We start from the raw sequence: 26,506 nt of genomic DNA on the forward strand, positions 1-26,506 counted from the left end.
AACTATAATTTTGGATTCTGCTTTGATAACAAAAAGGAGAGCGCGTAGAACATCCAGGCTTGGGACCATCTGATATACGGGATCTTATTGGTATACCATCTTGTTTTCTGGTAATAAAAGAAACCTCTTTTGTCCTGCATATTCTTAACGGCCCATTCAGCAATAGTATGGGCCATTGGGAGACTTCTGCTATCATAATCGGAAAGTTTAAGGCACGTAACAATACCTTGAGCTGAACAATGAATGTCAATAGGATAAAGGGTATCATTATAATATTTGGGGCAACCCTTTTTTAGCCAAAATGTTTCAAGGAAGTAACGAAACGCGTCTCTCAATTCATTTTCCCAGGCCATGTCGCCTGTTGAATCCATCCAGCCTTTCAAAGCAACCAGATTAAACCCCGTATGAAAATTATCAACAAACTGATGATGATTCAATTCACCGTAAGGCCATGAATAATCGTTTTTCATGGCCTTAATCGAATAAGCCATCGACTTTTTCGATTTATCATAATATATTCTATTTTTTGTATGAGAGTAAACACGGGCCAGCAAGGCAGCCCCCAACATATTTGCATTATGAATCCGAGCCTCTTCTCCGGGGATATACCCAAAACAAAGAGTATCCTCATCCTCTGACAGCACCATATGATTCAAAATAAACTCACAGGCACTTATTGCAGTGGCAAGCCCATTGAAAGCCTCAGCTTCTCCATGTTTCTCAAAGTAGTCTAAAAAAGAATTAGCAACAAAAACCGTTGTCACAATGTTGGGTTTACCCTTTGGCACATAAAACGCCCTTGCCTGCCAATCAAAATTATAACCCCAGCATACGCCTGAATACCCAGGGCATCGCATTGATTTGAGCTGAGCCAAGAGATTTTCAGCTTCTTCATATTTCCCTGAATAAAGAAGACCTGATGCAAAAAGACCAAGACCTTTGGGATTATAGCCCTTTGGAACTGATACAAGTTTTCTTAGATTTAGTGGGGAGCGTTTAAAAAATTGGATAACTGCAAGGCGAATAAACTCAAATTTATAGAGTGGGGTATTTTGGAGGAGTGTTGAATTAAGACCATCGAACAGGTCCCAACCATTGTAATCTTGCTGGTGGATGTAATGTAATAGTAAATTGTGGCTTATATTAATCATAATTCTCAACCACTATTATTGAGTGATAAAATTCAAAGATTTATGAGATAGTTGTGCAAAATAATGATATTAGTTTATTGAAATCATTAAAAGTTGTGAATTTAATCTTACCTTTTCTGCAATATTCAGTATTTACTTTTAATAAAAATTTTTCAAAATTGTTCTCATTAAAAAAGTCTTTAGAATGAGATATCATTACAAGAGGGATTTCATTTTTCGCATAGTTATATTTTTTTTCAGCTTCATCCAAAAATATTAACATTTGTTTACAAGATTGTTTACAAAAGTCCCACTTGAATGAATAAGGTTGAAGACAAGTTATTTTTTTACTTTAAAAACATCTTAATATAGTTTCTTGATATTGAAATATCATGTTTAGAAACAGAATTGCAGGTTCTTATTGAATTTTCTGTGCTGTTTTGATTGACTGAACAAGCAACCGTTTATAGCCATAATCAGGAACAGAGTGTATCGGTAGCTCATAAATTAAATTATCCGGGGCAAGTTGCCAATATCCCAGAGACGATGAAAAATCCGAAACCGCCAGTGAATGTACAAATATACCTGTCTTTATCATAGCAGAATGTACTTCCATAGGTGCTTCGATCCATGGAAGATTAGTGAGTCTCATAGCAGAAACTGTATATTCTTTATCAACTTCATAAATTAATTTGATAGTTGCTTTAACTTTGCTGAATAACACTGTGTATCTTTGATCTTGAAAATTCAGTAATAGAAAGTTCTGAATCAATCATCTCCCACTTACCATCCTTATATACAGCGTCTACCCATTGTGGGTGTATGTGAAGCTGAACATCATGCCCAATGGAATATGCATCGAGCACTTGCTTTTTCATCTCTTGGGCCGGAGAATATCCAAGGTTTTTATTTAGCTCAAGGTCATACTCTACAAATTTCTGATACTCATTAACCTCAAACATGATTGTTAAAGGTACGGAATATTTATTGCATATATTCAAAATATGTTCTGTAGGTTTTACTACATGCTTTTTTACATCACCTGAGCCATCGCCAAAAATCTCATAATCAATTGTAAGAATAATATTCAGCAAAATAAAATTATCTCCATAATGGAATTACCGACAAAATCGTAAGGTTGAACCTCGATTGAAAAATATCACTAATCTATGCAGATCGATGCTCAGAGTGCAAAAGAGGCGCCTTAGAATTACTATATCTTATGAAATAGAAGAGTATTAAAGATCCAAGTAAATAGACTCAATCCTTTTAGTAACTTTTGATGCAAAAAAATATTCCTGAGCATAGTTGAAATTATTCATACCTATCCTTCTTAATAGGGACTGGTCAAGGATCATTTTTTCAATAAGCATAGCATAAACATCGGGTGATTTTGAATCAGTAATAAATCCATTCTTTCCATTTATAAAAATATCAGGAATCCCACCAACATACCGAGTTATGACGGCGTTGCCCAATGCCATTGCTTCCAATAAGGATATCGGCATACCCTCTCCATAAGTAGTCGGAAATAAATATATATCAGAGTTCAAGAGCACAGCTTCTTTTGTTTTCCCGCTAATATACCCAATAAAGTCAATTCCATGTGAACCAATTGAATCTACATACTTTTTAACCTCACTTAAATCATTACCATCACCAGCAATAATCAACCGAATGTTAGAATATTTTTGTCGTAAAATGACAAAGGTATCAATTGCCTCATAAATACCTTTTGATCTTTCAATCCTTGCTAAAAAAAGTATATTAATCTTGTTACTATGATTTGACGAGATGCATTTATTGTATACGTTTTTTATAGGCACCATTTCATCATCAACCATAGTTGTTTCCACGATAATTTTTGTTTTAAGTCCAATTTCGCGAAGTGAATGCTTAAATTCATTCGCTAATACAACAATGATATCAGAGCGATTATAGATCATTTTAAAGATTGTTGAAAATAAGTGACAAGATTTAATTTTTGACGCAGTCTTTTCATTCCAACCATGGATAAATACGACAGATTTTAGGTTAAATAGTTTTCCAATCAATAAAAAAAAAACCATCTCTAAATAATCCTTTTACTTCAAGTGAAGGATTTAAATGTACAACATCAGCTCTATGTTTAATTATTTTGAACGGAAACGTAATGAAAAATAAAAATAAATCGCGTTTAATAGAAATATTACTCCAGTTTACGAGTTCAACTGCATTCAAAAATCTTTTTTTTTCTAAACCAACCAAATTGATGATAGAAAATTCTGCATCATCCAAATACTTTATCAGTTGTTTCACATATATTTGTAAAAATGAACGCCCATACGAAGGTTCATAAAAGATCGAGTAAAAATAATATTCATAGGGAACCCTTCATAATTTTGCTATTTAACAGTAATGAATGTCTAAAGTTAAGAACTTCGGACTTATTTCTGGTAACATTGACAATTCCAAGAGCAGAAAATCCACTATTAACTAAAACTTTAATAGATGCGATATTTGATATACTACAAGAACTATAAACCAAGTTGACATCATTATCTTTAAGCCATACTAAACTATCGTACATTAAACGCTGATATAACCCCATTTTTCGAAATTCAGGATCCGTGTAAAATGGCCCGATGAAAACTTCATCATCTCTCAAACTGAGCACACCTGCTGGTCCTAAATTATCATACGTTTCTCTATGAACCCATGTGTATGCAATGACCCTATTATTTAGAACAATTGCTAAACACATAGCACCTCGATCAAACCATTGCTGTATGGGAACAAAATCCATTCGCTCTGGTATTGCTTTAAAATTTAATAACATTTTGAGGTCTGGTATTACCATAAATTTGATATCCTTAAGTAGTAAATGACCATGATCATTAAGGCAATTATACTCAGCTAAAAGATCATAATAAAAAAATAGTGTCTCTGAGCATTTTAAACCTATTTTAAATAAAACGAGGCTCAATATACGATCAAATAATACGTTGACCCTTTCCGTTTTTAGAGTAAATCTAATTTTCTTTAAGAATATATACACCTACCACCTATTCATTATTTTTTTTAACTGCATAAAAAAAGGTTTTATATCTGTTATATCGAAAATATCTTTAACCCCATGCCCAGTATAGTCCATAAATATTTCACTAACATTAAACTGGTGGGGTGATCGTTTAAGTCCATATAAAAGGGCTCTTACATCGCGCACAATATTAATCCATTTTCTTCTTTCGTTTACTTTTATGCTATCAGTATTTGTACATAAAACTTTATGAGAAAAATTTTTCATCAGGACCTTAATCCATCCACAAGCTCTAGGATTCACTTCTATTAGATACACAACGCCTGTTTTATCATCAACCCTGCATTCAACTTCAACAAATCCACTGTAATCCATTGCCTTTAATAACTTATTTGCATATCTTCTTACTACATTAGCAGGTTCGTTGCTTATTTCCTCAACTTTACTTGCTAAACCTGCATACTGCCTGGATTGCTGAACAACTATCCCGACTTGCTCAACACCATTCATCCAATATCCTCCATAACTTATATCGGATTCACATTCTCCAAAAATGTACTGCTGAAATATTAAATTACTGAATCCTGGTAAATCTTTAGTTTTTTCTAAAACCTCATACGAATCTATTCTAACGGTTTTAAAAATTGTCTTACCAACAGTTTTATTCCATTTCCCTATCAATGGGAATTTGAATTTACTACAATATGCTAAATCATCAAACTTAAACGTTTCAGGACAAGGAACACTCAAAATCTGCGCAAACTTCGCAGTGTTAAGCTTATCTCGGAAAACGATTGCATCCTTAAGTTTTGGAAAAAAATTGTATTTTTCGAACAATTCGGGATAATGATCTATTAAATAGTTAAGAATGACATCACTTGTAATATGTATTAATTCATTGCCATAAAGTTTATTTAATATAATATTTATAATGCTATCGAGACTATCAATTACATAAATATCACCATATTTAGAATATATGCCCACATCTTCTTTACAACCAATAGCAGTAACATTGTAGTTTGCGATTGAATATGCTCTCAATAAGGCAAGTCCTTGCGGTGCCAATCCTAAAATTACGATATTTTTTTCCATATAGATTCTTTTCAGAGTAAATATGATACCTACGACAAGGGGACTGGGCTCAAATCATTGAATATTCGTCTTCCAAAAAAAGTGGATTCTATGATTTAAAGCCTTCATGAACGATTTAGACTCAATAAAATGTCCCCATTGTCAATCCACAAATGTATCATTTTTTAAACGCTACCAAACCATTCATAATGGAGAACGCCATTTGATGCGATGCTCTGACTGTTAAAAGGTTTTCCCCCAAACCCACAATACCGCTATGGAAGGGATTAGTGCCAACGGCGACCTGAAACTGGGGCTACACTGGCAGTTTAAAAATGACCTCATGAGGCATTATATTGTATTCAATTCAACTATTTAAAGCCATATTCATCCTTCTTGATTTTCTTGGCTTTTAATGACCGGAATAGTGGCTTCTCAAATGCACAGAGACCCAAAATGGCCTATGATTCTTCTTCAAAAAAGGTACAACTTCAAACCGCCAGCCCAGGGGCAATGTGACGGAGCCGCTGACAATTAAATCACCCATCAGTAAGGTAGCAGCAGCATTGAGGCTTCGAAGCGAAGGACTTGGCCTTCGTGCTACAGGGCGTATATTAAATTCCCTCAAAGGAACAATTGCTCATTGGGAAAGCAAATTTGCAGAGCAGAAGGCTTCCCTCATGCTGTATGCACTCTGCAAAGATTTTGTATCCCTTACCTTTGAAGGTGATGAGTTGTACACCATCGTTGGCAAGCGCACTGCCCCCATGGATTCCAAAGTATGGACGGTTATTATTATGGGACGTGCCAGTCGATTTCTAGGTGAACAAAAGACTGGCAACAAGGACGCAGCATTGTTCCAATATGTCATGAATACAGTGTGTGAATACATCGACCAAACAGATGATCTGACATTTTTATCAGACGGTGAAACACGCTATGGAAATATGCTTTTCGAAATTTGTAATGAGGCCTTGCATACTGGCAGGCCTGGACGTCCCCGGAAAGTCCTTCCGAAGAGTGTTCGAGTACGAATTAAGAACAAGGGCAGCCAGCAACATAAAAAAGGACCGAAGCGTCAGAAATATCAGGCCACACAGCAGGAGCATCCTGATACATCACAAGACCTGAGAGATTCGGATATTCATGCGAATCATGTTGAGGCTCAGAATGCTGCACTGAGAAGAAGAAACAGCGCATTCAGGCGAAAAACAAACACATACGCAAAGACAAAAACTGGATTGCAAAGGACTTTGGATGTTCACCAGCTGATACACAATTTTGTCAGGCCCCACTGGACAAATGGAATCGTACCCGCCGTTGCTTTAGGCATAATGCAACATGGGTTGTCGCTCAATGAAATTTTGATGGCACAATATGTCATTTAAACAATATTTTCCGTATAGCCCGTGTTCCCTATATTCTTTAAGCGGAATCGTTCGAGCCCAGAGCCAAGAGGTACTGCTCATCAAAAATCCACCGACTTAAATGCCGTGAGAAGCCTACAGATATCATGATTTTTCGATTTGACTAACATCTTTTGTTTTTCGGCAAACATGCCGGAGACCCATAATTATCAGGAAAAAATTGACTACCTGAAAGGAATATTTAACCTTTTCAAATCATAAAATTTAGGTTGTACCAACAAAAAAAGAAGAAAGTACAATAAACAGGGCACCACCCTCTCCAACAAGCCATTGCTAATAACAAGTGTACTTATAAAGCCAGCATAAAGACATCGCCCTTCGACGCGATCAACAACTTTCGAGAAATAGTCCGAAATTTTAATAAACAATGAAACAAACAAACAAAAGCCCACAATACCATATTGAACCAATAAACCAAGCAAAGTGCTGTGTGCATCTTTTGGTTTCTGAAGCCAAACAGAAGAATATATTATATCACCATTACTACCAAACCCAAAAATTACCTCTAGAAAAGATGAATTTATAAGCCTATTGATTTGATCAAGCCACATCCGAGTACGGCCTGATGATAGATAGGTTTACCATTCTAAGTTGTCAGTAAAAAACAAAAAAAGAATTAAAATAACCCCACAAAGAGAATAAATGGTTTCTATAAATATTAACTGCCTCAATCTATGTGGAACTTTAAAGAAGACAACTCCAAGAACAACTATAGTGAACATTACCATTGACGTTCGGACTAAATAACCCATCATTAAATAGATGGAAAACATGAAAATTATGAAACCTAACAACTTGTGCCTCATTGTGTACATTAGTATTAAACTAAATAATGAAACGGTAGCTGCAATGAAACCGTTATCGTGCAATGTACCATAATAAAGAGGTAATCGTTCAATGCCACCGTGGAAATACCTTTCCCTAAATACCAATGGCAGAATAAATGCTAAAGTACATATAACAAAAATGAGTACCACACCATCTCGTACTAAAGGCATTCGCTTAGACATTTCTATCAGGTTAACCGTTATAAGAATAGGAACTATATATTTCGAAAATTGAATAACAGATTTTGCAAAGTCATGTCCCGCCAGAATATTCGACAATACAATCCAAACAAAAATAAGTGAAAAATATACAAAAAGCCATTTCTGGTTTTTTTCATTTACAACGAACAAACAAGACAATGTGCCTACTATAATTAACAACGAATTAACATAAAATTCAAATTGTTGAATTACGACTACATCACTTATCGAAGGTATAACACACCTTAACATAGTTAAAAATAATAACGCAAATGCAAACGGTTTTACTTTTTTATCATTTTTCATTTTTAAAATAGTTAAACTCACTTCGCAACCAATAAACGACTACAAAATATAGTGCACAAGATCAGATACTTATACCGGCAGTTAAACCACTGTTACAGCCGAAATTCGCCTTTCGACTCAGATCAAATTGCAACTGCTTTTTAGGGAATCTAAGACAAAAAGTCATAATTAAATTCGTTAACATCATCAATGTATATTTCTCTAACTTTTTTGATCATGTCGTTTGAATACTCACTATAGTAATTTTTACCCTTTGCACTAGCACCAATTTTTTCCAAATCTTTCGTTATTCCAAGTTTATTAGCAATATATATATAGTCATCATTGATTGACTCAAACTTTCCGACAAAATCTACATCAATTTCACCAGATAGGTTCTTTAGATAAGATACTTGTGAAGCAAAGAACATATCATTTTCGACAAGTTCTTTTGTTAAGCCTTTTATGACAAATCTATCAAAACTATCATACTCATTTAGCCACCAATATTTCCCATATGGATAATAGTTATTTTTATTAACTAAATAATTAATACGGTTGTAATAGTTTTTTCTATGGGTTGCGAACAAATCCAAACTTAAAATATAAGTCATATTTATTTGTGTCTATTTCTCTAAACTCATGTAACTTATGATGCATCGGGTCTTTTGATGTAGCCACTTAGATATACTTTTCCTCGCCACTTTAGGGATATGAATATAAATACTCTTTGTACTAATCAAAATACGGCCTAAAAATATACCGCGATGCACGTCTATTATCCTTTTTCTTTGAATATAACCGGTAAAGTCATCAATAAACTCCAATAATGTTTCCTAAGAATATCTTTCATATTTTTAATCATTTCTTTTCCTATCTAATTTGTTTTAACCTTAAAACGTTAACCACACTTTTAAAATCAACACATGTCCATACTCCAACTCGGATACGTACCATAATAAGCATAAGAATTTGTTGAATAGTTATTGCAAGTGTAACCGCACTTGCGGCCCCTACAGCACCAAATTTTTCAGTAACTATGATTCCGCAACTGACGGAAATTATAGCAACGCTTACTGAAACACACATCATAACAGTCTTATGTCCCGTCATGATAAGAACATACCCACATGAACCGACTAGCACGTTAACTATTTGACCGATTGTTAAAACAACTAAAATAGGTGCAGCAATTTGGTATCCATCACCGAAAATTATTTGTAAAATTTCTCCAGGAAATACTAAAAATATAATCATTACAAAAATCACAGGTAATGATGCAAAAGTCGCAGTCATTCTCAAAATTTTCTCTAATTCTTTTTTTTTATTAAGTATGTTATATTGAGTGATAAGAGGTGGAACTACAGAATTAACAATAACCAAAGTCATACTAACCATGAGAATCAATCGATTCGATGCGCCAAAACCCGCTACCTCCATACCTTCAAACCAAAAACCTACAATCCAAATGCCAGATTGACTTAAAACGAAAAGTGAAAGAGAATTAATCCATAATGGCCAGCTATGACGTGAATTTTACTTGTACGAGATTGTATCAGGCCTGCCTCCAATACGTATATATGAAATTTTTTTTTGTAACGAAAAAAGAGCAATTATAACACTAACACTACCGCTAATAAGAATTATAATTAAAGACTGATATAGCGTTAGCTTCAGGTGCAAAAAATTAATTATGAAAAATAAAAATACAAATGAGTTAATCGCCATAATACCACCACCAAAAAAGACCGATCTCATGATATCCTTAAAAGCCTTAAAGACTGCGTTAAGAACAAACTGAAATGACAAAATAACTGACCAAAATGCAATATAACCAGCAATTTTCTCTAAGGAGGACGAACCCAAAAAGTATGACGAGACCCATGGCCCGACAAGACTTATATATAAGACAGCAAATAAGGTACTTATTATACCAACAAGTACAACACCTTTATATATTGCCGAAATGGCTTTATTGTTTGCACCCTCTGTCAAAAACTCAGAGACAAATCGTAATAAACTATTTTCTATACCAAATCGACCAAAAAGAGCTATAAAAACTGCAATACTATGCCCTAAGAAATACGTTGCCATATCATTAACACTTAAAATTCTTGCAAGAAGTGCAACAATCATCATATTAGAAAAAACTGTTACCAATTTACCAATAAGTGACCATACAGTACCTGTTATCAAATAACTTTTTACTGAATCTTTAAGCGGTAGACTTGTTAAATGTCGCTTACCGTCAATTTCATACAAAGAGCTATTATCTTCTTTTAAGGATTTTCTACTTGAATTCATCAATCCACTTAAACATCCTATTATATGGCGTTACATATTTGTTTACACTAAACATATTTTAAGCTCAGATCACTATTGTCCAAAATATCCTCTCAAAGAATAATTTTCTTCGAGAGGCCCCTGTGATTAGTAGATATTGTTCAATTCTTGAAAAACAGGTCCCATTATTTTGCCTGCTGTCCAACTCACGTGAATGGGAGCATTAACTGTACTGACATAGGCTCAAGTGGTAGCACATCATATGGTTGATCTAACCAGGCCCACAAATCCCGGTGTGTAAACAGGTTCCACCTCAAAAAGGCTACCAGATTTGACAGTGACCAGCCAAACTTTGATTTTGCCTGAAGGAACTTGATGATCAACATAGCGAGTGGCTTTTGCGGGCTCCTTTCCATTTCGAGTGGGTAACTCTCGGAAAGCCCAGCTGGCTTCGGTACAGCTTAGTTGTACAAGGCCTGCCATGGCAGGCGTACGGAGGTATAAACTCTTAGCCACCAAAGACGGCAGACACCCGCAGCTGTCAAGGCTGCGCAGCCCGGCTTGTCCTTGATAGCAAGGGGGGCTGTCGTAGCATGGGTGAAGAGTTTCTCACTCCACAAGTGCTTTGGAAGAACATTCTACCCACTCAAATCGTTAAAGAGCCCTTTTGCGGAGTAAAACCCCATCTTTTTAAGTATTCACCAACCGTTCTTATAGGCATTTCAATTGACTTGGATCTTTTTCTTTGATCCATTTTTGAATTGTTTTTTCCTGCTCGGGTGTCAGCCGTTCGTAGTTCACCTGCCTTACGGCCCCGAGTTTTAGGAATAAGGGCCTTTGAACCTTCTTTCGCTAAGGCTTTACACCATCGAAATACAGTCTCTTGGTGAGCTCCACAATTTCAGCGATGTCCCTAAATATCATGCCTTTACTGCGCAGATGGGCTGACTGTTTTCGGAGTTCGTGCATGTATCAGCTGGTAGTTTTCTTGTATCAATCTTTTCCATAAACAAGAGTATAGTATAAACAACCTGTTGCCTGTATTTTTAATTGCCGGGTCAATATAATGGTTGTCAGCAAGCAGAGGTTGAAATGGAAGAAGATCCCATTTCGACCCCACCGCTTTCCGCAACATTTAATGTATCGAGACCAATGGTATCAAAGATAATGGCAAATTCATTGATTAGAGTGTCAGTCTCAGCGGCTCCGTCAAATTGCCTCTGGCTGGCGGTTTGAAGTTGTACCTTTTTTGAAGAAGAATCATAGGCCATTTTTGGTCTCTGTGCATTTGAGAAGCCACCATTCCTGTCATTAAAAGCCAAGAAAATCAAGAAGGAAGAATATGGCTTTAAATAGTTGAATTGAAGAAAATATAATGCCTCATGAGGTCATTTTTAAACCGCCAGTGTAGACCCAGTTTCAGGTCGCCGCTGACAATTAGAGCAATGTTAAGAGCCCCAGAGTATTCTCGATAACTTTAGCATCCTCGGCCTCATTAATGGTTGTTGTGGGGTGCCCCCGGCGGTGATAATGGAGCCGTAAAGAGATTTCATTATTCTCAGAGTCTCTGGGCTGTCGCCCGATATCACCTCGACAATGGTGGTGAAGGTTCTCTCTTTGTCTCTCGAATTGATCCGGTCAAGGGGAGTATCCCACATAAAATATCTATCTCCACTTTTTTCTGGAATCCTTTTCCAGAATAGGGATACGGATATTTTCCGTGCCCCTGGGAGAACCCGTGGAGTCATAAATCACAACAGCCCCCTTTTTCATATGCCTGCTAACAGTTTCTGACGATGAGATCAGGCTCAAATCAGGTTGGTGAGTTTCATTAATGGGGGGTGACACAGCCACGATTATTACATCTGCTTTGACGATCACCGTCGGATCGCTTGTTGCCGTAAACTTCACAGGATTTTTAAAATCATCGGTAGTTACCTCTCCGGTGTAATTCACACCCTATAGACAATTTTCTACCAAGGCTTCCTTAATATCAAAACCAGTGATTTCGTAGTGTTCCCCAAACACAAAATCGATGGGAAGGCCTACATAGCCTAAATTATCAACAGATGCGACAACTGGATCATTATAATTTCAACACCAATATGAATTCATGTAACCCCAATATATTAGTCCTTTAACTACTAAATATCAACCGCTTCTCCTTTATCAAGGCAACAACTCGTTCTGCATCTAAAAAGTAGTCACTTTTTGCTGTTTTCAAGACAATTTCTGGCATCTCTGGTGGTTCATATTCTGCTGAAACACCAGTAAAATTATCTATCTCTCCAGTAAGGGCTTTCGCATAAATCCCTTTAGGATCTCTTTCAATACAGACTTCTATAGGACAATCCACAAACACTTCTATAAAATTTTCCTTTCCGACAATGTTTCTGACTTTTTCCCTGTCCTTTTTGATCGGTGATATAAATGCAGTGATTGCGATGACTCCAGCATCAACGAATAGATTTACCATTTCACCAATTCTTCGAATATTTTCTGATCTGCTTACTTCATCAAAACCAAGGTCACCACAAAGACCATGTCGCACATTGTCCCCGTCAAATACATAAGTCGAACAACCAAGATCATGTAAAATCTGTTCTACGTAGTGAGAAATCGTTGATTTTCCAGACGCAGAAAGCCCTGTAAACCAAACAACTGCACCTTTATGACCGTGTAATTTTTCTCTGTCGGCCCTACGAACATTCGAGTGATGCCAAGTAACATTCGTGCTTTTATTTAGCGCAGCTTCCATACCCTAAACCTTTTCAAGATTTTGATCTGTTGCAAACTTGGTTTTAATTTGTTTATTGGCCTTGCCTACACGAACGCGCATATACCTCAAAGCCTTAGCCAAAATCCTGCCCCCCGGGAGAAGCAACCACTCACTGTGCAACGGCTCCAAATCAGGTATGGCACTGGTACATCACCTACTTACCAGGCCCGATCAAACATCAGTATTATTACTTTTATATGATCCTTGACTTGATCTTTTCAGCCGAAAAATTGTTGAGATAGAGGTCCAGGGCTGTGAGTCATCGGAAAATGCTGCTCAACTTGTTCATAGAACAGTTTTGCGTGTAGGGTGCATCAGAAAGCCACCAATTTTACACTCAGATAACAGTAGCCTCATGAAGGTCGCAACATTGAGAGAGAAACTTAAAACACTCGAAATATCAAGCTCGTTTAACCACTCTATAGTGAGTAATGGCAACGCATTTATGGAGTCGCTTTTTCGAACATTTACGTATCGTCAAAGGACCCTACTGGCGGATCTATTGACCTTTATAAGGTCTCGAAAGTGACTGCTTTCTTTTACGTATTGGTACAACCTCGTGCAGGAAGAAACTCCCCGAGCGCTGGAGTGGGCCTTGCAAGGATATGGAATATAAAAATACATCTACCTTAACCCTGAAAAAGTTGTTCCTGAAGGCCTCGGATTGGTCGCAGCTTGATGTGTATAGGTGTCAACTATATTGAACAGCGACCGGTCTACTCGTCTTGTTAAATATCCAGATTGGTTTACTCCGATGAATGCAGTGTTTATGCCCGGCTGGAAGAATGAAGCGATGGGCTTATGAGCTTGAATACGGGGCTGAAGAGTATGCCAGAGGTGATGACGAAGACGATTTCAATGAAATCGATATCAATACCATAGAGGGTTTCTGTTGGCTACGCTTACAGCATTGTATCTCGCAGGGAAAGCTGCCTTTATATCGTGGTTTTCCGAGGGCATTCACAAGGTTTACAATCGAGAAAATACTTGATTCATTCGCGATTGACGTGCTTGTCAAGTAAGACCCCTGAAACACATCATGATCCTTAAAAAAATATCATTCCGGGTGCAATTCGATCTTATTGGTATATATCTCTATATTGTTGAACGATGCACCCGGCCTCACTTTTACAACCGCCAAAAATCCCCCCCCCAATCCCTCATCTCATCCGGATCCAGAACACTTTTGACATCAATGAGAGACCCATTGGTTTTGATTTTGTCTGTGAACGCTTCCAGGGGCATCGCTTTGTATTCGCGATGGGCGGTGGCGATGACGACGGCGTCGACGTCTTGGATTTCGTCGAAGGGGGTCAGCTCGATGCCGTAATGGCGCTTGGCCTCAAGGGGGTCGACCTGGGAGTCGTGGACGTGGACATGGATGCCGTAGGATTGAAACTCTTCGACGATGTCCACCACGCGTGTGTTGCGCAGGTCCGGGCAATCTTCCTTGAAAGTAAGGCCGAGGACGGCCACGGAAGAGCCGTTGTTCAGGCAGCCGTTTTTCATGAGGCGCTTTACGGTGGTCTGGGCGATGTACTTGCCCATGGAATCGTTCCGTTTGCGTCCGGAGAGGATCACTTCGGGGTGATAGCCTTCTACCTGGGCCTTGTAGGTGAGATAGTAAGGGTCAACGCCAATGCAGTGGCCGCCCACGAGGCCGGGCCTGAAGGGGAGAAAATTCCATTTGGTTCCAGCAGCTTCAAGACATTTGAGGGTATCGATGTTCAGGGTGTCGAAGATGATGGCCAGCTCATTGATGAGGGCGATGTTAAGGTCCCTTTGGGTATTTTCAATGACTTTTGCGGCTTCGGCTTCCTTGATGGTTGCCGTGGGATGGACTCCTGCGGTGATGATGGAGCCGTAGAGAGACTTTACTTTGTCAAGGGTATCCGGGGTGTCGCCTGAAACAACCTTGGTGATGGTTGTAAGAGTTCGTACTTTATCGCCCGGGTTGATGCGTTCAGGGGAGTAGCCTACATGGAAATCCGTTTTCCACGTCATGCCCGATTCCCTCTCAAGGATGGGCACGCAAATATCTTCCGTTGCTCCCGGAAAAACCGTGGACTCGTACACCACGACGGTCCCTTTGCTCATGTGACGGCCCACGGTCTCGGAGGAAGACATAAGGGGCGAAAAGTCTGGTTGATGGGCTTCATTGATGGGCGTCGGCACAGCCACGATAATAAAATCGGCTTTTCCGATCATTGTGGGGTCGCTGGTTGCCGAAAATTTTACCGCTGCTTTGAAGGCCCCTGCATCCACTTCCCCGGTGTTGTCCACGCCCCTGCGGCAGTTTTCAACCAGGGACTCTTTGATATCAAAACCGATGGTCTCGTATTGTTTTCCAAATTCGAGGGCCAGGGGAAGCCCAACGTATCCTAAACCGACAACGGCGATGACTGGATTATGTATCATGATGGTTGGCTCCGTTATTACCCGATATTTCATGAGAAAACGATCAGACCTGAGCAACAAGGAATTGTTGCCGCTGGAACTCACGATTGTCTGATCGAGCGCTCACCTTTCGGGCGCCATCCTGCATGTTATCAGAGCTTGGGATACACCACCCAATCTGCAGCCCTGATGCATTGACTATGGCAGCGCTCAGCTCATGAAATATCCGGGTTAGATGTGTTCTTGGTTTGCCGACTCCGATTCTTCTGCCAGAGAATGTGTATAGCTCAGTCAGAATATGATGGCAGAACGAAGAACCAGACACCTTTTACCTGAATGTCTTATAACCGATAACCACGATCTTCCAGCACCTTCTGTAAGGACGTCCTTGCCTCCTTTTCTCCATGTACCAAAGTGATCTTACCCGGCTTCTCGGGCATCTCTTCCACCCAACGCACCAGCTCGCTCTGGTCGGCGTGGGCTGAATACCCCCCGAGTTCGTGAAGCCTTGCGTTGACCTGGACTTTCTCCCCGTTGATCCGAACGTAACCGTTCTTTCGGGAACCGTATGTGAGAATATCGCGACCGAGCGTGCCTTTGGCCTGGTATCCCACAAAAAAGAGATCGTTCTTTGCGTCTTCCAGGCCAGCTTCCAGATGGTCGATGATCCGGCCTCCGGTGCACATGCCACTGCCCGCGATAATAACCGCCGGCCCGGAAACCGTGAGAGATTTTTGGTGATCTCTGTAGGACTTTACCGCAAAAAGCGTCGCAAAGTCGATGGGATGATCGCCCTCTTTAAGCAGGCGTTTTGATTCTTGATCCCAGAATTCGCTCAAAGAGCCGTATATATGGGTGACATTGAGCCCCAGGGGAGAATCCACAAAAACCGGAATGTTTTTCAGGTCACTCCCCTGCCCTGCCGCTTCTCCTTGTTTCTGAGACGAAAGGATCCGGTCAATCTCATAAATCAACTCCTGGGTCCGCCCCAGGGAAAAGGCGGGGATGAACACCTTGCCGCCGTCGGCCAAGGCCCTTTTCAGCGCCTTCTCCAGTCGCTGGATTCGGTCGCCCCTTGCCTCATGGTTTCGATCCCCGTAGGTAGATTCCATGATGAGAAGGTCGCAGGCATCGGGTGGATCCGGGTCGCATAGAATGGGCGACCCTTTGCAGCCCAGGTCCCCTGAAAAAAGAATCCGGTAGGGTGCTGGGTCTCCTGGAATTGTGAAATGGATAAAGCAAGACCCCAGAATATGCCCTGCGTGCCCAAACTTGAACCGAACCCCTTTGTTCAGGCGAAAGGACTGCTGATACTCGAATCCCCAAGAAAGCTCGTCGATAGCGGCCTCAAGCCGCTTAACCTCCTCTTTGGAACGATTTGAAAACCCCATGGCGTCATGGAGCATGGGGATGAGAAGCGCCTTGGTGGGGTGCGTACAGAGGATCTCCCCTGAAAACCCAGCATCAATAAGGTCCGGCACCCGGCCGATGTGATCGATATGGGCATGGGTCAGGAACAGATAATCGATGTCCGCAGGCTCCACAGGCCACTCGGAGAACGGCGCAAGGGAATCTTCTCCCATGACCAGTCCGCAGTCGATCAACATGGTCGGGCCATGGGTGATTGTGAGGAGGTGGCAGGAGCCGGTGACGGAACATTCGCCTCCCAAGTGCGTCAGAGAGATAAAGTCAGTTGGTAGCTTTGCAGGCATAGGGATATGAAACCAAGGTAATAGGCCTTAGGTTATAGGTCATAAAACAACCATTTGGCCCAATTTAATTTGCACGAGAGCGAATCAGACTGTATAGCATTTTTGAAATAGCTGAACATTCACTCTGAATGTAACATAACGTTTCCCTCGAAATATAACCAACTTCAAAGGCAATAATTGCCTGGGTGAACACTTCTGCGGACGAGCCTTTTGCTATATAAAAATGTTTGATGGCCTGTTTCTTCGTACCAAGTTCATCACCTTCTGCGATATTGCTCGAAACAGAAACAGCGGCGCGACGTATTTGGTCCTTTAAACCATAATCCCGTTCAAAAGGATTTTTACCGGTTATTACATAGATAAATACCGCAAGGTCTTTTGCACGATTCCATACTTTAAGATTCAGGAAATCCATAGGTTAACCGAATTTGCACAAAACACACCCAGCATTTGCTTGTATATTCTAAATTACCTATTACCTATTTCCTATAACCCACTTCGCATAGCTCCGCCCCTCAGGTTACATCCACCTGTTAAAAAAATCGCGCAGAAATGGGAAATCACGAATCGCCGTAAAGGTGATGAGATCCAACCCGGCATACGCATAGGGAGCTCCGTATCCATTGGGGGTCATGGTCACACAACATGATTCGGGCACGACAATGGGTACAACGGGCACTGCTTGTCTCTGGTACAACAAGGGGTACGACGGGTATTGCATGTAACATGTACAACAATATCAATGGGAACTTCTGTCGGGCCTGTCAGGAGCCCTTGGGTCTCTTTTCATTGAGGGGGGGAAGAAGAAACAACGGTTCTGTCATGCATACGCATGGCAAAAAACATTGTTCTCCTGGAAAAGAGAGAACACCGTATTACTGTTTAGATTGACCCGATTGTAATTCAGTCGGGCAGTTGCGAAATTCACTTTTCTCAATTTCGCTGAAAATCAATCTTATGATTGAACTGACAAAGCGACGCGAGGTTTGCGTCATAACTGATCCACCAAACCAATTTGAAGTATTGTTGTCTCGTTTTTATTCTTCTCTGTCAATACAAAAATAAATTATCCGTGAATATGCTTCATTACGAAAAGCATCTACAGGTAAAAGCACCGGCAGAAGGCCTTATTAATAGTGGGAATATGCACCAGAGAAGTCCGCCACACCATAGCAAAGACAAGCGGCCCCATCAGGAGCCCTTTGCATCTACAATGCCTCCTATAACGCAGCTGTCATAACACGCAGAATAGTGTTCGTGATGTAAGGAAGGGGTGATGTGGACGTGGTGAAGGGTCATAAACGGGACATGTGATGAGACAATAACCAGGGCAAATCAACAAGGCGTCCTTGCAGCTGGATTTCAAAAAAAGCAAAATGGCCAGCACAACGGACTCGTCACGTGACGTATACCGACACCAGGCATTTCCGTAAGGGGATCGAGGCATGGAACACGCCAAATTACAGCAGGAGGGAATAACAGGTGGATTTATCAGAAAAAACTATTGACATACCGGAGAGATGGTTTTATCGTGAGCACTAATAACTAGTTATTATTCGATATACGTAGCGACCCGACAGGATGCGGGAACATCCTGCCAGGCCTCACCAAAACAACCTTACCAGGAGGTCGTCATGGCTAAGCGATTTTTTACACCACACCCACCCCCTTTTCAAGTCGTATTTTCCTCATCCCGCGGAATCCCGCTATCACGCACCCGGCTTTACTGCCGCTTCAAATGGCCGTTACCGTTTATTTCCTGATCGCCGGATAACGGAAAGGCGTACCTTTGGGTGCTGATGCACCTGGTATTTTCCTTCGGTTTCACTTTCACGAAGGAATATCCTGCCAGGCTCACCAAGGCACGTTTGTCCGGAATCCGCCATCAGCAAGGTTAACAAGGAAAACAAAACCCGTTTACGCGTCTTGCGCTCCCTGACTGGCCTGCTGAATGGATCGGACATACCGTCGATGGACATCTGCGCGTAAAGCACGGCTGGTAAGGCTCCCCCGGAGATTTCACGAGAAAACGTTCAATCACGGTTTTCTCACTCTCCGGGCGAGCCGGTCTATGCGCCACGAGGGACACGAAGCGGCTTCTATTTTCATGACAAACACCCTCTACTTCTTCCTGCGTTTTTCTTCGTGTCCCTCTCCCCTACCCTGCGCGGCATGCCTTCTTACCGGCCAACAATCGAACTTCCTGCCAAACGGGCCTCGCCAGCACATTGGCTGCCGGATGCACACGATGCCCGAAGAGGAGACCAACCATGAACACCACGGAATCCCAGCATACCACCGATATATTCTCAGGGACTGAAATCCCGGCCCTGTGTGACGCCATCAAAGACATCCACAGGCTTCTCAAATCCGTCGGGGAGTTCCTGGCCGAATTTGAAGGGGCCGAGGACTCCAATGGCAATGGGCTTCAACTCGATTTTAAAAAATGGGGGATCAGAACCATTACAGAAGACCTGCTGGAAAGGCAGTATCGGAAAATCGACAGGATCGCTGAAATCTACAAGGATGAACAGCGCAGGATGAAGGAGGGGAAACAGGTAAAGCAGATGATAGGTGAAGTAGGTCATAGGCCATAGGCGCATTGTAATGAAAAATACGTGCTACGGGGGAGGAAGCGGAAAAAAGGGATGGGGGGGGATGGCGTTGGCTGTGGCTCCATCATTAATATTGTGAATGTCCGGGGGCCGAGCCTCGGGGAGTGTTTGGGAACGCCATGAAATAAGCCGAACCGAGATGTTGCGAATGGGTTTGGCTTTTTGCAGGGGCGTCGGCATTCGTGCCGCACTGGAGTGCGGCGCTCCAAAACATGGGGGATGGATGCAACAAGGGCCACACGTTTTCACCACTCACCATCTGCCATTCGCCTTTCGCTATAGAAGCGATTGAATGTTCCGCAGCCTGAAAATCATCTCTTCCAGAGCGTTTTCAGCAGTCTGTACAAACTTGCGCAGGTTCGGAGCCTCTTCCACGTCATACTCGGCCACGGCCCCTGCAAAGGTGGCGTCGATGGCGACATTGCCCACCTTAAGCACCATGGACTGAAGCTCCTTGAGATGACGCCTCAGGGCGATGCGGGCATCCTCGTCATCGGTCATGGGCATCAGGACAGCAAACCGCTTGTTGCCGAGAAGTCCCAGAGAATCGGTGTCCCGCACGATCTTACGGAACGATTCCAGCACAACGGTGGTGATGTCCATGGCCTTGACAGTTCCCTTTGATACGGGCACGGAAACCTTGGCCCCGATCATTTCAAACAGGGCGACGCTGAAGGCGAAGGCGCTGAAGCTCTTTTTCAATAAAGTACAAGGTATTTTTCTTTCCCAACACGCCTTTGGGCAAGGCGGGCTGAGGCTCCGATGCAGGCTCTTTCTCTTCAGGTGTCGCGTTTTGCTGTACCTTGTCATCTTTGGCCCGAAGTTCCTGCACCGATTCCCTGGCTTTTTGAAGGACAAACTGAAGGTCCTCCATGCTGTCGATGGTCTCTTCAAAATAGGAGAGCACATTGGTGGCGTCTCCCTTGAACCCGCCTCCCACGGAAGGAAGGGTCCGAAACTCCCAGTCGGACTCCAGTTTTTTCAGGCACCCTTCAAGGCGTCCGTTCAACCGGTTCACAACAGAATCCATCACCTCGGATGAGATGCCCCGCCCCCTCAGGTTCTGAACGATATCCTGCTCCAGACGGGCGATCACCCCCTGGAGATGCTCCTCCCCTTCTTTGCCCCCCTCTCCCACGGCATCCAGGGCCATCTTACCGCCGATGCGTTCGATGTACTCCACCAGAACATCGGTCAAGGTGCCGTCGTCACCACGGGCCTTGCGTATCTCCGAGGCAAGATAGATAAGCTCGGCAGCCCCCCGGGGGTCGTCGGTGATCTCGTTAAGGAGTTCCTGCCTCTGGAGCCCGATGGTCTCCGCCCCTTCGGCGATGGCGTCCATCACGTCCCTGCCCGCTTCATACCCGTGAAGCATCTCCGAGAGCCGTATGAAATCGGTCAGGGGCATACCCTCATCCAGCAGCACCTTCTCAATGCGGGGCAGAAGCCGGACCAGCTCATCGGGATCAGGCAGGATCCTCTGGATGATCTGGGCAAGCCTCTCAATGCTGATGGCGCCCTTGCCGTACTCCCGGCGAATCAGATCCAGCATCACCTTGTCGGTCACGGAATCGGCTTTGTCCAGGAGGCCGTGTTCAAGGGCTCCTTCAACACCTCCCGTCCTTCGGGATATCACGCGTTCGCGGAGCTCCTGCTTTAAATAATTCAGCCCCTTCAGCAGCTTTTCCACAGCCTGGTGGTCCAGGCCGCCCAGCTGCTGACCCAGTTCACCCTCCAACCTCTCCAGCCCGCCTTCAAAGGCTTCCGTGGCCCAGGCCTCGGTGGCCCCGAAGACCTCGCGAAAGAGCCCTGTACCGGCACCGGCCGTGTCCGAGGCAATCAACCTGTCGATCAAAAACGTCTGAATCGGTGAGACCCCGCCCTGCCCGCCTTCGGCATCGGCCTTGGATACAACCGTCTCTCCTTCGGTCACCTTCCGGTAGACAATGTGATTGACCGACACCAGATCGACCCCCTGATTTTTCAGGGCATTTTTCATGGCGCCCGCGGTGGCAAAGCGCTGGGTGTCCGTCAGGATATCCAGCAGGAGATTGATATCCTCCAGGGACACACCGGCTGCAAAGGAGATGGATTCCACACCGGTCTCTTTGAAACTTGCGGCAATTTTGGAAATATTGATCTTCGGGTCCAGGGCTTCCTCATCCACGTAGAGGGCTCCCCGGTGAAATACGAGGGCAATGGCTGAGACCTTATCCAGCTCCGCCCGGAGGACGCGATGGAACTCCTCGGCAGAATGAACCGTGGTGGGATGATTGGTCTTGTACATGAGGGCGCGATTGAAAAGAAGGGAAAAGCTGCGGCCAATCTTATCGGCGATCTGTTTTTTCTGAGGATTTTTCCGTTTCATTCGTCACCCCGCCTGTTGATCCCCTGCCTGTCCTGTAGCTGTGAAAGGCAGGCAGCCATCTCCTCTTTGAGTTCTCCGCAGGACGCGTACCGATCCTCCGGGTCATAGGCCATGGTCTTTTGAATCATGGCATCGAACCGTTCATCGAGCTGAGGGTTCAACTCCGAAAGGGGCCGCGTAAAGATCCCCTCTTTGCGTTTGACCTTTTCCCTCATCAGCTCCACGGCGCTGCCGACCTTTGGAAAGGGCAGCGATGGAACAACCAACTGACTTAAGGTAACCCCAAAGGCGTACATGTCTGACCGTCCATCGACGTTACGGGCCATGATCTGCTCCGGTGCCATGTAAACCGGCGTTCCCTGGATCACGCGCCTGGACTTGGTGTCCTCTTTCAACACCTTGGCCACACCGAAATCAAGGACGATGGGTCGGCCGCTTCGCTTCTCCATAAGAATATTGCCCGGCTTGATATCCCGATGCACGATCCCCTCCGAGTGGGCGTAATCCAGCGCGTCGAGAACCTGAATACCCGTTTCAAGGGCGGTTTTGACGGGAAGGGTCCGCCTGGAGGGAAGGATGTTCTTCCGGGCGGTCTTCATGACATGTAGCAGGGAGTCCCCCTCCACGAGCTGCATGGAGAAGTAGAGAAACTCGTCGGTCTCCCCCACTTCATAGACGGGGATGATATTCGGATGATAAAGGACTGCCGCGGATTCGGCTTCCCGATGGAACAACTCCGCAGCAGTGGGTGTGATCAGGCTCTTGGGAAGGACTTTCAAGGCAATGCGCCGCTTGAGCGTTCGCTGATACGCAACGAAGATCACCGCCATCCCGCCCCGCGCATGCTCCCGGACGATGGTGGACGACCCAACTTCCAGGCCGATGAGATGGTCTGTTTTAATGGTATCTATTGCCGCCACGTGTCTTGCCCTGCCCCCTTCCCGGGATGGTCTGCCCACTTTGGATCTTTAGCCCGGATACTTCATGGGAAAACGCCCCGGCCAAATCAATAGGGTATTTTTACAGCTGGTTACTCAGGAAAAATCTGGACATGTTAAAAATGCAAAATGTAATCTGCTGTTTTCGGCTCCATGTCCTTACCCTTCCGGGGAGTCGTAAGGGAGCCTATCCTCCGTGTTATCGAAGCATTGAAACAAACGACGCCATCTGCAGCCCGATACCTTGAAGATGCGCTCACGCGATTCGTGAATTATCCGGTTTAAGTGTGTAGGTGTTCAGTATACCACAACGAAATCAACGGAGCATCAATTAACAAAGCAGGAGCCATGCCATGGGGCGCCCCAATCAAACAGGACGCCAGCGGCTTATCCCGAATATCACATGATAAACGGCCAGGCCAATTCAACAAACCGGCATTGCAATTAGCTATTGGTTTAAATTCAGACAGTTAAACAATTCAAAATATCATTCGTCGATTTTCTCACCCTTCGGGCGAGACGAGTGAACCCATGTTCTGTGTTATCAGAGCATTGGGGCAAATCATTGCATCTGCAGATCTGATGCCTTGCATATGGGCGCACTCGACTCATGAAATATCAGGATTATGATCATCGAAGCATGATGAACCATTCCCATCGGGCGGTCGAACATGTATACTGAGACATATATTAATATGGTAGGATATCAACACGCCGTCTCAACCATTCATTGAGAGCCCCTCAACCTCCTTGCAAACCAGGGTCCGCATCCCCAGCCCCCAGGCCCGCGTCAGTCAAAAAGGCTCGCTCCGCCCCCCCCTTTTGTGTTAATTATGGTTCCCAAGGAGGCACTATGCAATCATTACAAACCGGAGATGTGTTAACCCGCGTCACCCGTTACAACCTGATGAGAAACGGAAAATCGCTTTTCATTGACGTCCATGAACTGATCGAAGGCACCCTTGTCGGGCGCTTTCTGGCTGTCCCCAACCTCGTGATGATCCATGCATCATCCGAGTATCAAGGGGTCGGCGATACACCGGACGAGGCCCTTGAAGATTGCCTGTCCAAAATTCAGGGACTGGCGGTAGAAGACATTTTTCCATCGCAGCCATCAACCTAAGCCCCATGCGCCACCCCCTTGGGTGGCGTACCCTTACCTGTCAGACCCCCAGACGAAGGATACCCTGCAACCATGAAAAAACGTTTCCTTGCGGTGATCCCCTGCATTGCCCTGTCCTTTCTGTTTGCGACGCCGGTTTTCTCCCAGCAGACCAAGGCGCCCATATCAGCAGAGGACTATTACATCACCCTCGCGCCTCTTCCCGAGTTCAATAAAACCTGCGTGAGCATCATCGCAAACCTCAAACGACATCATTATCAGGAACTGACACTCAACGACGACCTGTCGAGCCGCATCTTCGACAACTATATCGACTCCCTGGACAAAGGGAGAGCCTACTTCACCGCCGCCGATATCGCCACCATGCAGCGATACCGATACGTCCTGGACAACGCCCTTGCCCAGGGCAACCTCCAGCCCGCCTTCGACATCTTCAACCTCTACCAGCACCGGACCGTGGAGCGATTTGCTTTCATGGCCAATTTTCTGGAATCAAAGGTCGACACCCTGGACTTCACCAAAGATGAGACCCTCCTGAGGGACCGGGAGGAGAGCCCCTGGCCGGAAGACAAACAAGCCCTGGACGACCTGTGGCGCCGCAGGCTGAAGAACGAACTCATCACAAGGCGCCTGTCGGATACCGGGTCTGAGAAGACGGAAGAGAACCTCCTCAAAAAATACACCAACAGCCTGAACCGGTCGCGCCAGATGAAGAGCAGCGACGTGCACCGCATCTTTATCAACACCTTCACCGAGCTCTACGATCCCCATACCCAGTACCTTCCCCCCAGGGCGTCGGAAGATTTCAACATCCACATGAGCCTCTCCCTTGAAGGCATCGGTGCCCTGCTCCAGATGGACAACGAATACACCAAGGTGGTGAGCCTGGTAAAAGCAGGACCTGCTGAGAAATCAAACCTCCTGAAACCCGGTGACCGCATCATCGGCGTGGGCCAGGAAAACGAAGAGATCGTCGATGTGGTGGGCTGGCGCCTGGATGACGTGGTCCAGCTTATCCGCGGCCCCAAAGGGACGGTGGTCCGTTTGCGGATCATCCCCGCGGACAGCGCGGACTCTGCCATGAGCAAGGTAATCCCCATCACCCGAAACACCGTGAAGCTGGAGGACCAGGCAGCCAGCAGCAAAGTCCTGGACATCCCCCTTGAAGAGGGGGGGACCCGGCGTATCGGGGTCATCACCATCCCTGCTTTTTACGCGGACTTCAACGCCCACCAGGCAGGAGCCCCGGACTACAGAGGCGACGAGGACGTGCGCCGTCTCCTTGAAAAGCTGAAAGAAGAGAACATCGACGGCCTGGTCATCGACCTGCGGGACAACGGCGGCGGCGCCCTCACCGAAGCCGCGGCCCTCACCGGCCTGTTCATCGACAAAGGCCCCACGGTCCTTGTACGCGGTCGTCGCAACCGCGTGGAGTCCTACCCGGATCCCGAGCCCGGCATCACCTACGACGGCCCCCTGGCCGTTCTGGTCAACCGCATGAGCGCCTCGGCCTCGGAGATCTTTGCAGGCGCCATCAAGGACTACCGCCGCGGGCTCATCGTGGGCACCCAGACCTTCGGCAAGGGAACGGTTCAGTCCCTGCTCAACCTCAACCGGGACAGCGGCCAGCTGAAGCTTACCATCGCCAAGTTCTACAGGGTCTCCGGGGCCAGCACCCAGCACCGGGGTGTCCACCCGGACATCTCCTTCCCTTCCGAGTACAACCTGGAAGAGACCGGGGAAAGCTCCCTTCCCGAAGCCCTTCCCTGGGACACCATCCGTCCCATCCGTTACAAGCCGTACCACCAGGCCAGCCTGACGCCCATCGTTCTCCGTGTCAAAGAGCGCCACGACAAACGGACCGAGGCTTCGGCTGAGTTTAAATACCTCAAGGGCTACAACACGTACGTTGAGACCCTCCGGCAAAAAGAGACCATTGCCCTCAACGAAAAGACCCGCAAGGCGGAAAAAGAGAGCAGCGAAGCCTTTTTCCTCGACCTTGAAAACGAGCTGAGAAAAGCCCAGGGGGAAAAGCCCTTTAAGGACTACGAAGCCCTGACCGCATCACGCAAGGCGGAAAACGAGGAGACAGATGACTCCGACGACAAAGAAGATGACGACGACACCCTCCTTGAAGAGTGTGCTTACGTGGTCTCCGACTTTGCCATGCTGCTGAAACAGGAAAAAGCCAACTAACCGACATGTGATCGCCATGTCCGGTCCCGGGGATCGGGTTGCCCGACGCCCCGGGACCGGACGCACGTGACAACCACCCCGGCACGGCACCGGGGGCCGTTTACGGCTCACGATTCACTCTATTCGCCACCC

At 44.6% G+C, this 26,506-nt stretch carries 22 protein-coding genes and 1 pseudogene; 4 read left to right on the plus strand and 19 right to left on the minus strand.

The window, feature by feature from the left end:
• Nucleotides 1–2 precede the first annotated feature (2 nt).
• From ACOYW2_RS12035 to ACOYW2_RS12060, 6 genes are all read right to left on the minus strand, one after another.
• Complete coding sequence (locus ACOYW2_RS12035) at nt 3–1,151, minus strand: hypothetical protein (RefSeq protein WP_482770552.1); 1,149 nt, start codon at nt 1,149–1,151, stop codon at nt 3–5.
• 397 nt (nt 1,152–1,548) lie between these two features.
• Nucleotides 1,549–1,854, minus strand: coding sequence for a hypothetical protein (locus ACOYW2_RS12040; protein WP_482770553.1), 306 nt, complete (start codon nt 1,852–1,854; stop codon nt 1,549–1,551).
• A complete protein-coding gene (locus ACOYW2_RS12045) occupies nt 1,835–2,224 on the minus strand; it encodes a polysaccharide deacetylase family protein (RefSeq protein ID WP_482770554.1) in 390 nt (129 codons plus the stop codon). Before ACOYW2_RS12045 ends, ACOYW2_RS12040 begins: the two co-directional genes overlap by 20 nt.
• A 144-nt stretch (nt 2,225–2,368) precedes the next feature.
• Nucleotides 2,369–3,199, minus strand: a complete 831-nt coding sequence (locus ACOYW2_RS12050; RefSeq protein ID WP_482770555.1) for a glycosyltransferase — start codon at nt 3,197–3,199, stop codon at nt 2,369–2,371.
• 290 nt (nt 3,200–3,489) lie between these two features.
• Nucleotides 3,490–3,969, minus strand: coding sequence for a GNAT family N-acetyltransferase (locus ACOYW2_RS12055; RefSeq protein ID WP_482770556.1), 480 nt, complete (start codon nt 3,967–3,969; stop codon nt 3,490–3,492).
• 198 nt (nt 3,970–4,167) lie between these two features.
• Nucleotides 4,168–5,244, minus strand: a complete 1,077-nt coding sequence (locus ACOYW2_RS12060; RefSeq protein WP_482770557.1) for a hypothetical protein — start codon at nt 5,242–5,244, stop codon at nt 4,168–4,170.
• Nucleotides 5,245–5,738: 494 nt separating this feature from the next.
• Between ACOYW2_RS12060 and ACOYW2_RS12065 the strand changes: the two genes are divergently transcribed.
• On the plus strand, nt 5,739–6,611 hold the full coding sequence (locus ACOYW2_RS12065) for a hypothetical protein (RefSeq protein ID WP_482770558.1): 873 nt from the start codon (nt 5,739–5,741) through the stop codon (nt 6,609–6,611).
• A gap of 1,522 nt (nt 6,612–8,133) precedes the next feature.
• On the opposite strand, the gene ACOYW2_RS12070 is transcribed toward ACOYW2_RS12065, so the two are convergent.
• The 10 genes and pseudogenes from ACOYW2_RS12070 to ACOYW2_RS12115 form a co-directional block, all read right to left on the minus strand.
• On the minus strand, nt 8,134–8,577 hold the full coding sequence (locus ACOYW2_RS12070; protein ID WP_482770559.1) for a sulfotransferase family 2 domain-containing protein: 444 nt from the start codon (nt 8,575–8,577) through the stop codon (nt 8,134–8,136).
• Between the two features lie 259 nt (nt 8,578–8,836).
• Nucleotides 8,837–9,403 carry a lipopolysaccharide biosynthesis protein gene (locus tag ACOYW2_RS12075; RefSeq protein WP_482770560.1) on the minus strand — a complete coding sequence of 189 codons (567 nt, stop codon included), beginning with the start codon at nt 9,401–9,403 and terminating at the stop codon, nt 8,837–8,839.
• 96 nt (nt 9,404–9,499) lie between these two features.
• Complete coding sequence (locus ACOYW2_RS12080; RefSeq protein WP_482770561.1) at nt 9,500–10,267, minus strand: lipopolysaccharide biosynthesis protein; 768 nt, start codon at nt 10,265–10,267, stop codon at nt 9,500–9,502.
• A gap of 643 nt (nt 10,268–10,910) precedes the next feature.
• Nucleotides 10,911–11,090, minus strand: a pseudogene (locus tag ACOYW2_RS12085) (IS630 family transposase); the annotation flags it as partial.
• Between the two features lie 229 nt (nt 11,091–11,319).
• Entirely contained in the window at nt 11,320–11,517 is a 198-nt protein-coding gene (locus ACOYW2_RS12090; protein WP_482770562.1) for a hypothetical protein, read from the minus strand.
• Nucleotides 11,518–11,911: 394 nt separating this feature from the next.
• A complete protein-coding gene (locus ACOYW2_RS12095) occupies nt 11,912–12,202 on the minus strand; it encodes a hypothetical protein (protein ID WP_482770563.1) in 291 nt (96 codons plus the stop codon).
• A gap of 181 nt (nt 12,203–12,383) precedes the next feature.
• A complete protein-coding gene (gene cysC, locus ACOYW2_RS12100) occupies nt 12,384–13,004 on the minus strand; it encodes an adenylyl-sulfate kinase (protein WP_482770564.1) in 621 nt (206 codons plus the stop codon).
• 1,149 nt (nt 13,005–14,153) lie between these two features.
• Nucleotides 14,154–15,443, minus strand: a complete 1,290-nt coding sequence (locus ACOYW2_RS12105; RefSeq protein ID WP_482770565.1) for a nucleotide sugar dehydrogenase — start codon at nt 15,441–15,443, stop codon at nt 14,154–14,156.
• Between the two features lie 320 nt (nt 15,444–15,763).
• Nucleotides 15,764–17,134 (minus strand): MBL fold metallo-hydrolase RNA specificity domain-containing protein, encoded by a 1,371-nt coding sequence (locus tag ACOYW2_RS12110; RefSeq protein WP_482770566.1) that lies wholly within the window; start codon nt 17,132–17,134, stop codon nt 15,764–15,766.
• 64 nt (nt 17,135–17,198) lie between these two features.
• Nucleotides 17,199–17,549, minus strand: a complete 351-nt coding sequence (locus ACOYW2_RS12115; protein ID WP_482416123.1) for a four helix bundle protein — start codon at nt 17,547–17,549, stop codon at nt 17,199–17,201.
• A 1,855-nt stretch (nt 17,550–19,404) separates the two neighbouring features.
• Here ACOYW2_RS12115 and ACOYW2_RS12120 point away from each other — a divergent pair.
• Nucleotides 19,405–19,731, plus strand: coding sequence for a hypothetical protein (locus ACOYW2_RS12120; RefSeq protein ID WP_482416122.1), 327 nt, complete (start codon nt 19,405–19,407; stop codon nt 19,729–19,731).
• A gap of 294 nt (nt 19,732–20,025) precedes the next feature.
• Here ACOYW2_RS12120 and ACOYW2_RS12125 read toward each other — a convergent pair whose 3' ends face one another.
• Genes ACOYW2_RS12125 through ACOYW2_RS12135 form a run of 3 tightly spaced genes read right to left on the minus strand, consistent with a single transcriptional unit; the run spans nt 20,026 to nt 23,037 of the window.
• On the minus strand, nt 20,026–20,352 hold the full coding sequence (locus tag ACOYW2_RS12125) for a diguanylate cyclase domain-containing protein (protein WP_482770567.1): 327 nt from the start codon (nt 20,350–20,352) through the stop codon (nt 20,026–20,028).
• Nucleotides 20,353–20,404: 52 nt separating this feature from the next.
• Entirely contained in the window at nt 20,405–22,117 is a 1,713-nt protein-coding gene (locus ACOYW2_RS12130; RefSeq protein WP_482770568.1) for a hypothetical protein, read from the minus strand.
• Entirely contained in the window at nt 22,114–23,037 is a 924-nt protein-coding gene (locus ACOYW2_RS12135; protein ID WP_482770569.1) for a serine/threonine-protein kinase, read from the minus strand. Before ACOYW2_RS12135 ends, ACOYW2_RS12130 begins: the two co-directional genes overlap by 4 nt.
• 871 nt (nt 23,038–23,908) lie before the next feature.
• On the opposite strand from ACOYW2_RS12135, the gene ACOYW2_RS12140 reads away from it, so the two are divergent.
• Together ACOYW2_RS12140 and ACOYW2_RS12145 are read left to right on the plus strand one after the other, a co-directional pair.
• Nucleotides 23,909–24,178, plus strand: a complete 270-nt coding sequence (locus tag ACOYW2_RS12140; RefSeq protein ID WP_482416119.1) for a hypothetical protein — start codon at nt 23,909–23,911, stop codon at nt 24,176–24,178.
• A gap of 72 nt (nt 24,179–24,250) precedes the next feature.
• Nucleotides 24,251–26,374, plus strand: coding sequence for a carboxy terminal-processing peptidase (locus tag ACOYW2_RS12145; RefSeq protein ID WP_482770570.1), 2,124 nt, complete (start codon nt 24,251–24,253; stop codon nt 26,372–26,374).
• Nucleotides 26,375–26,506 lie beyond the last annotated feature (132 nt).

Source organism: Desulfoluna sp. CLI2B, from assembly GCF_056847375.1.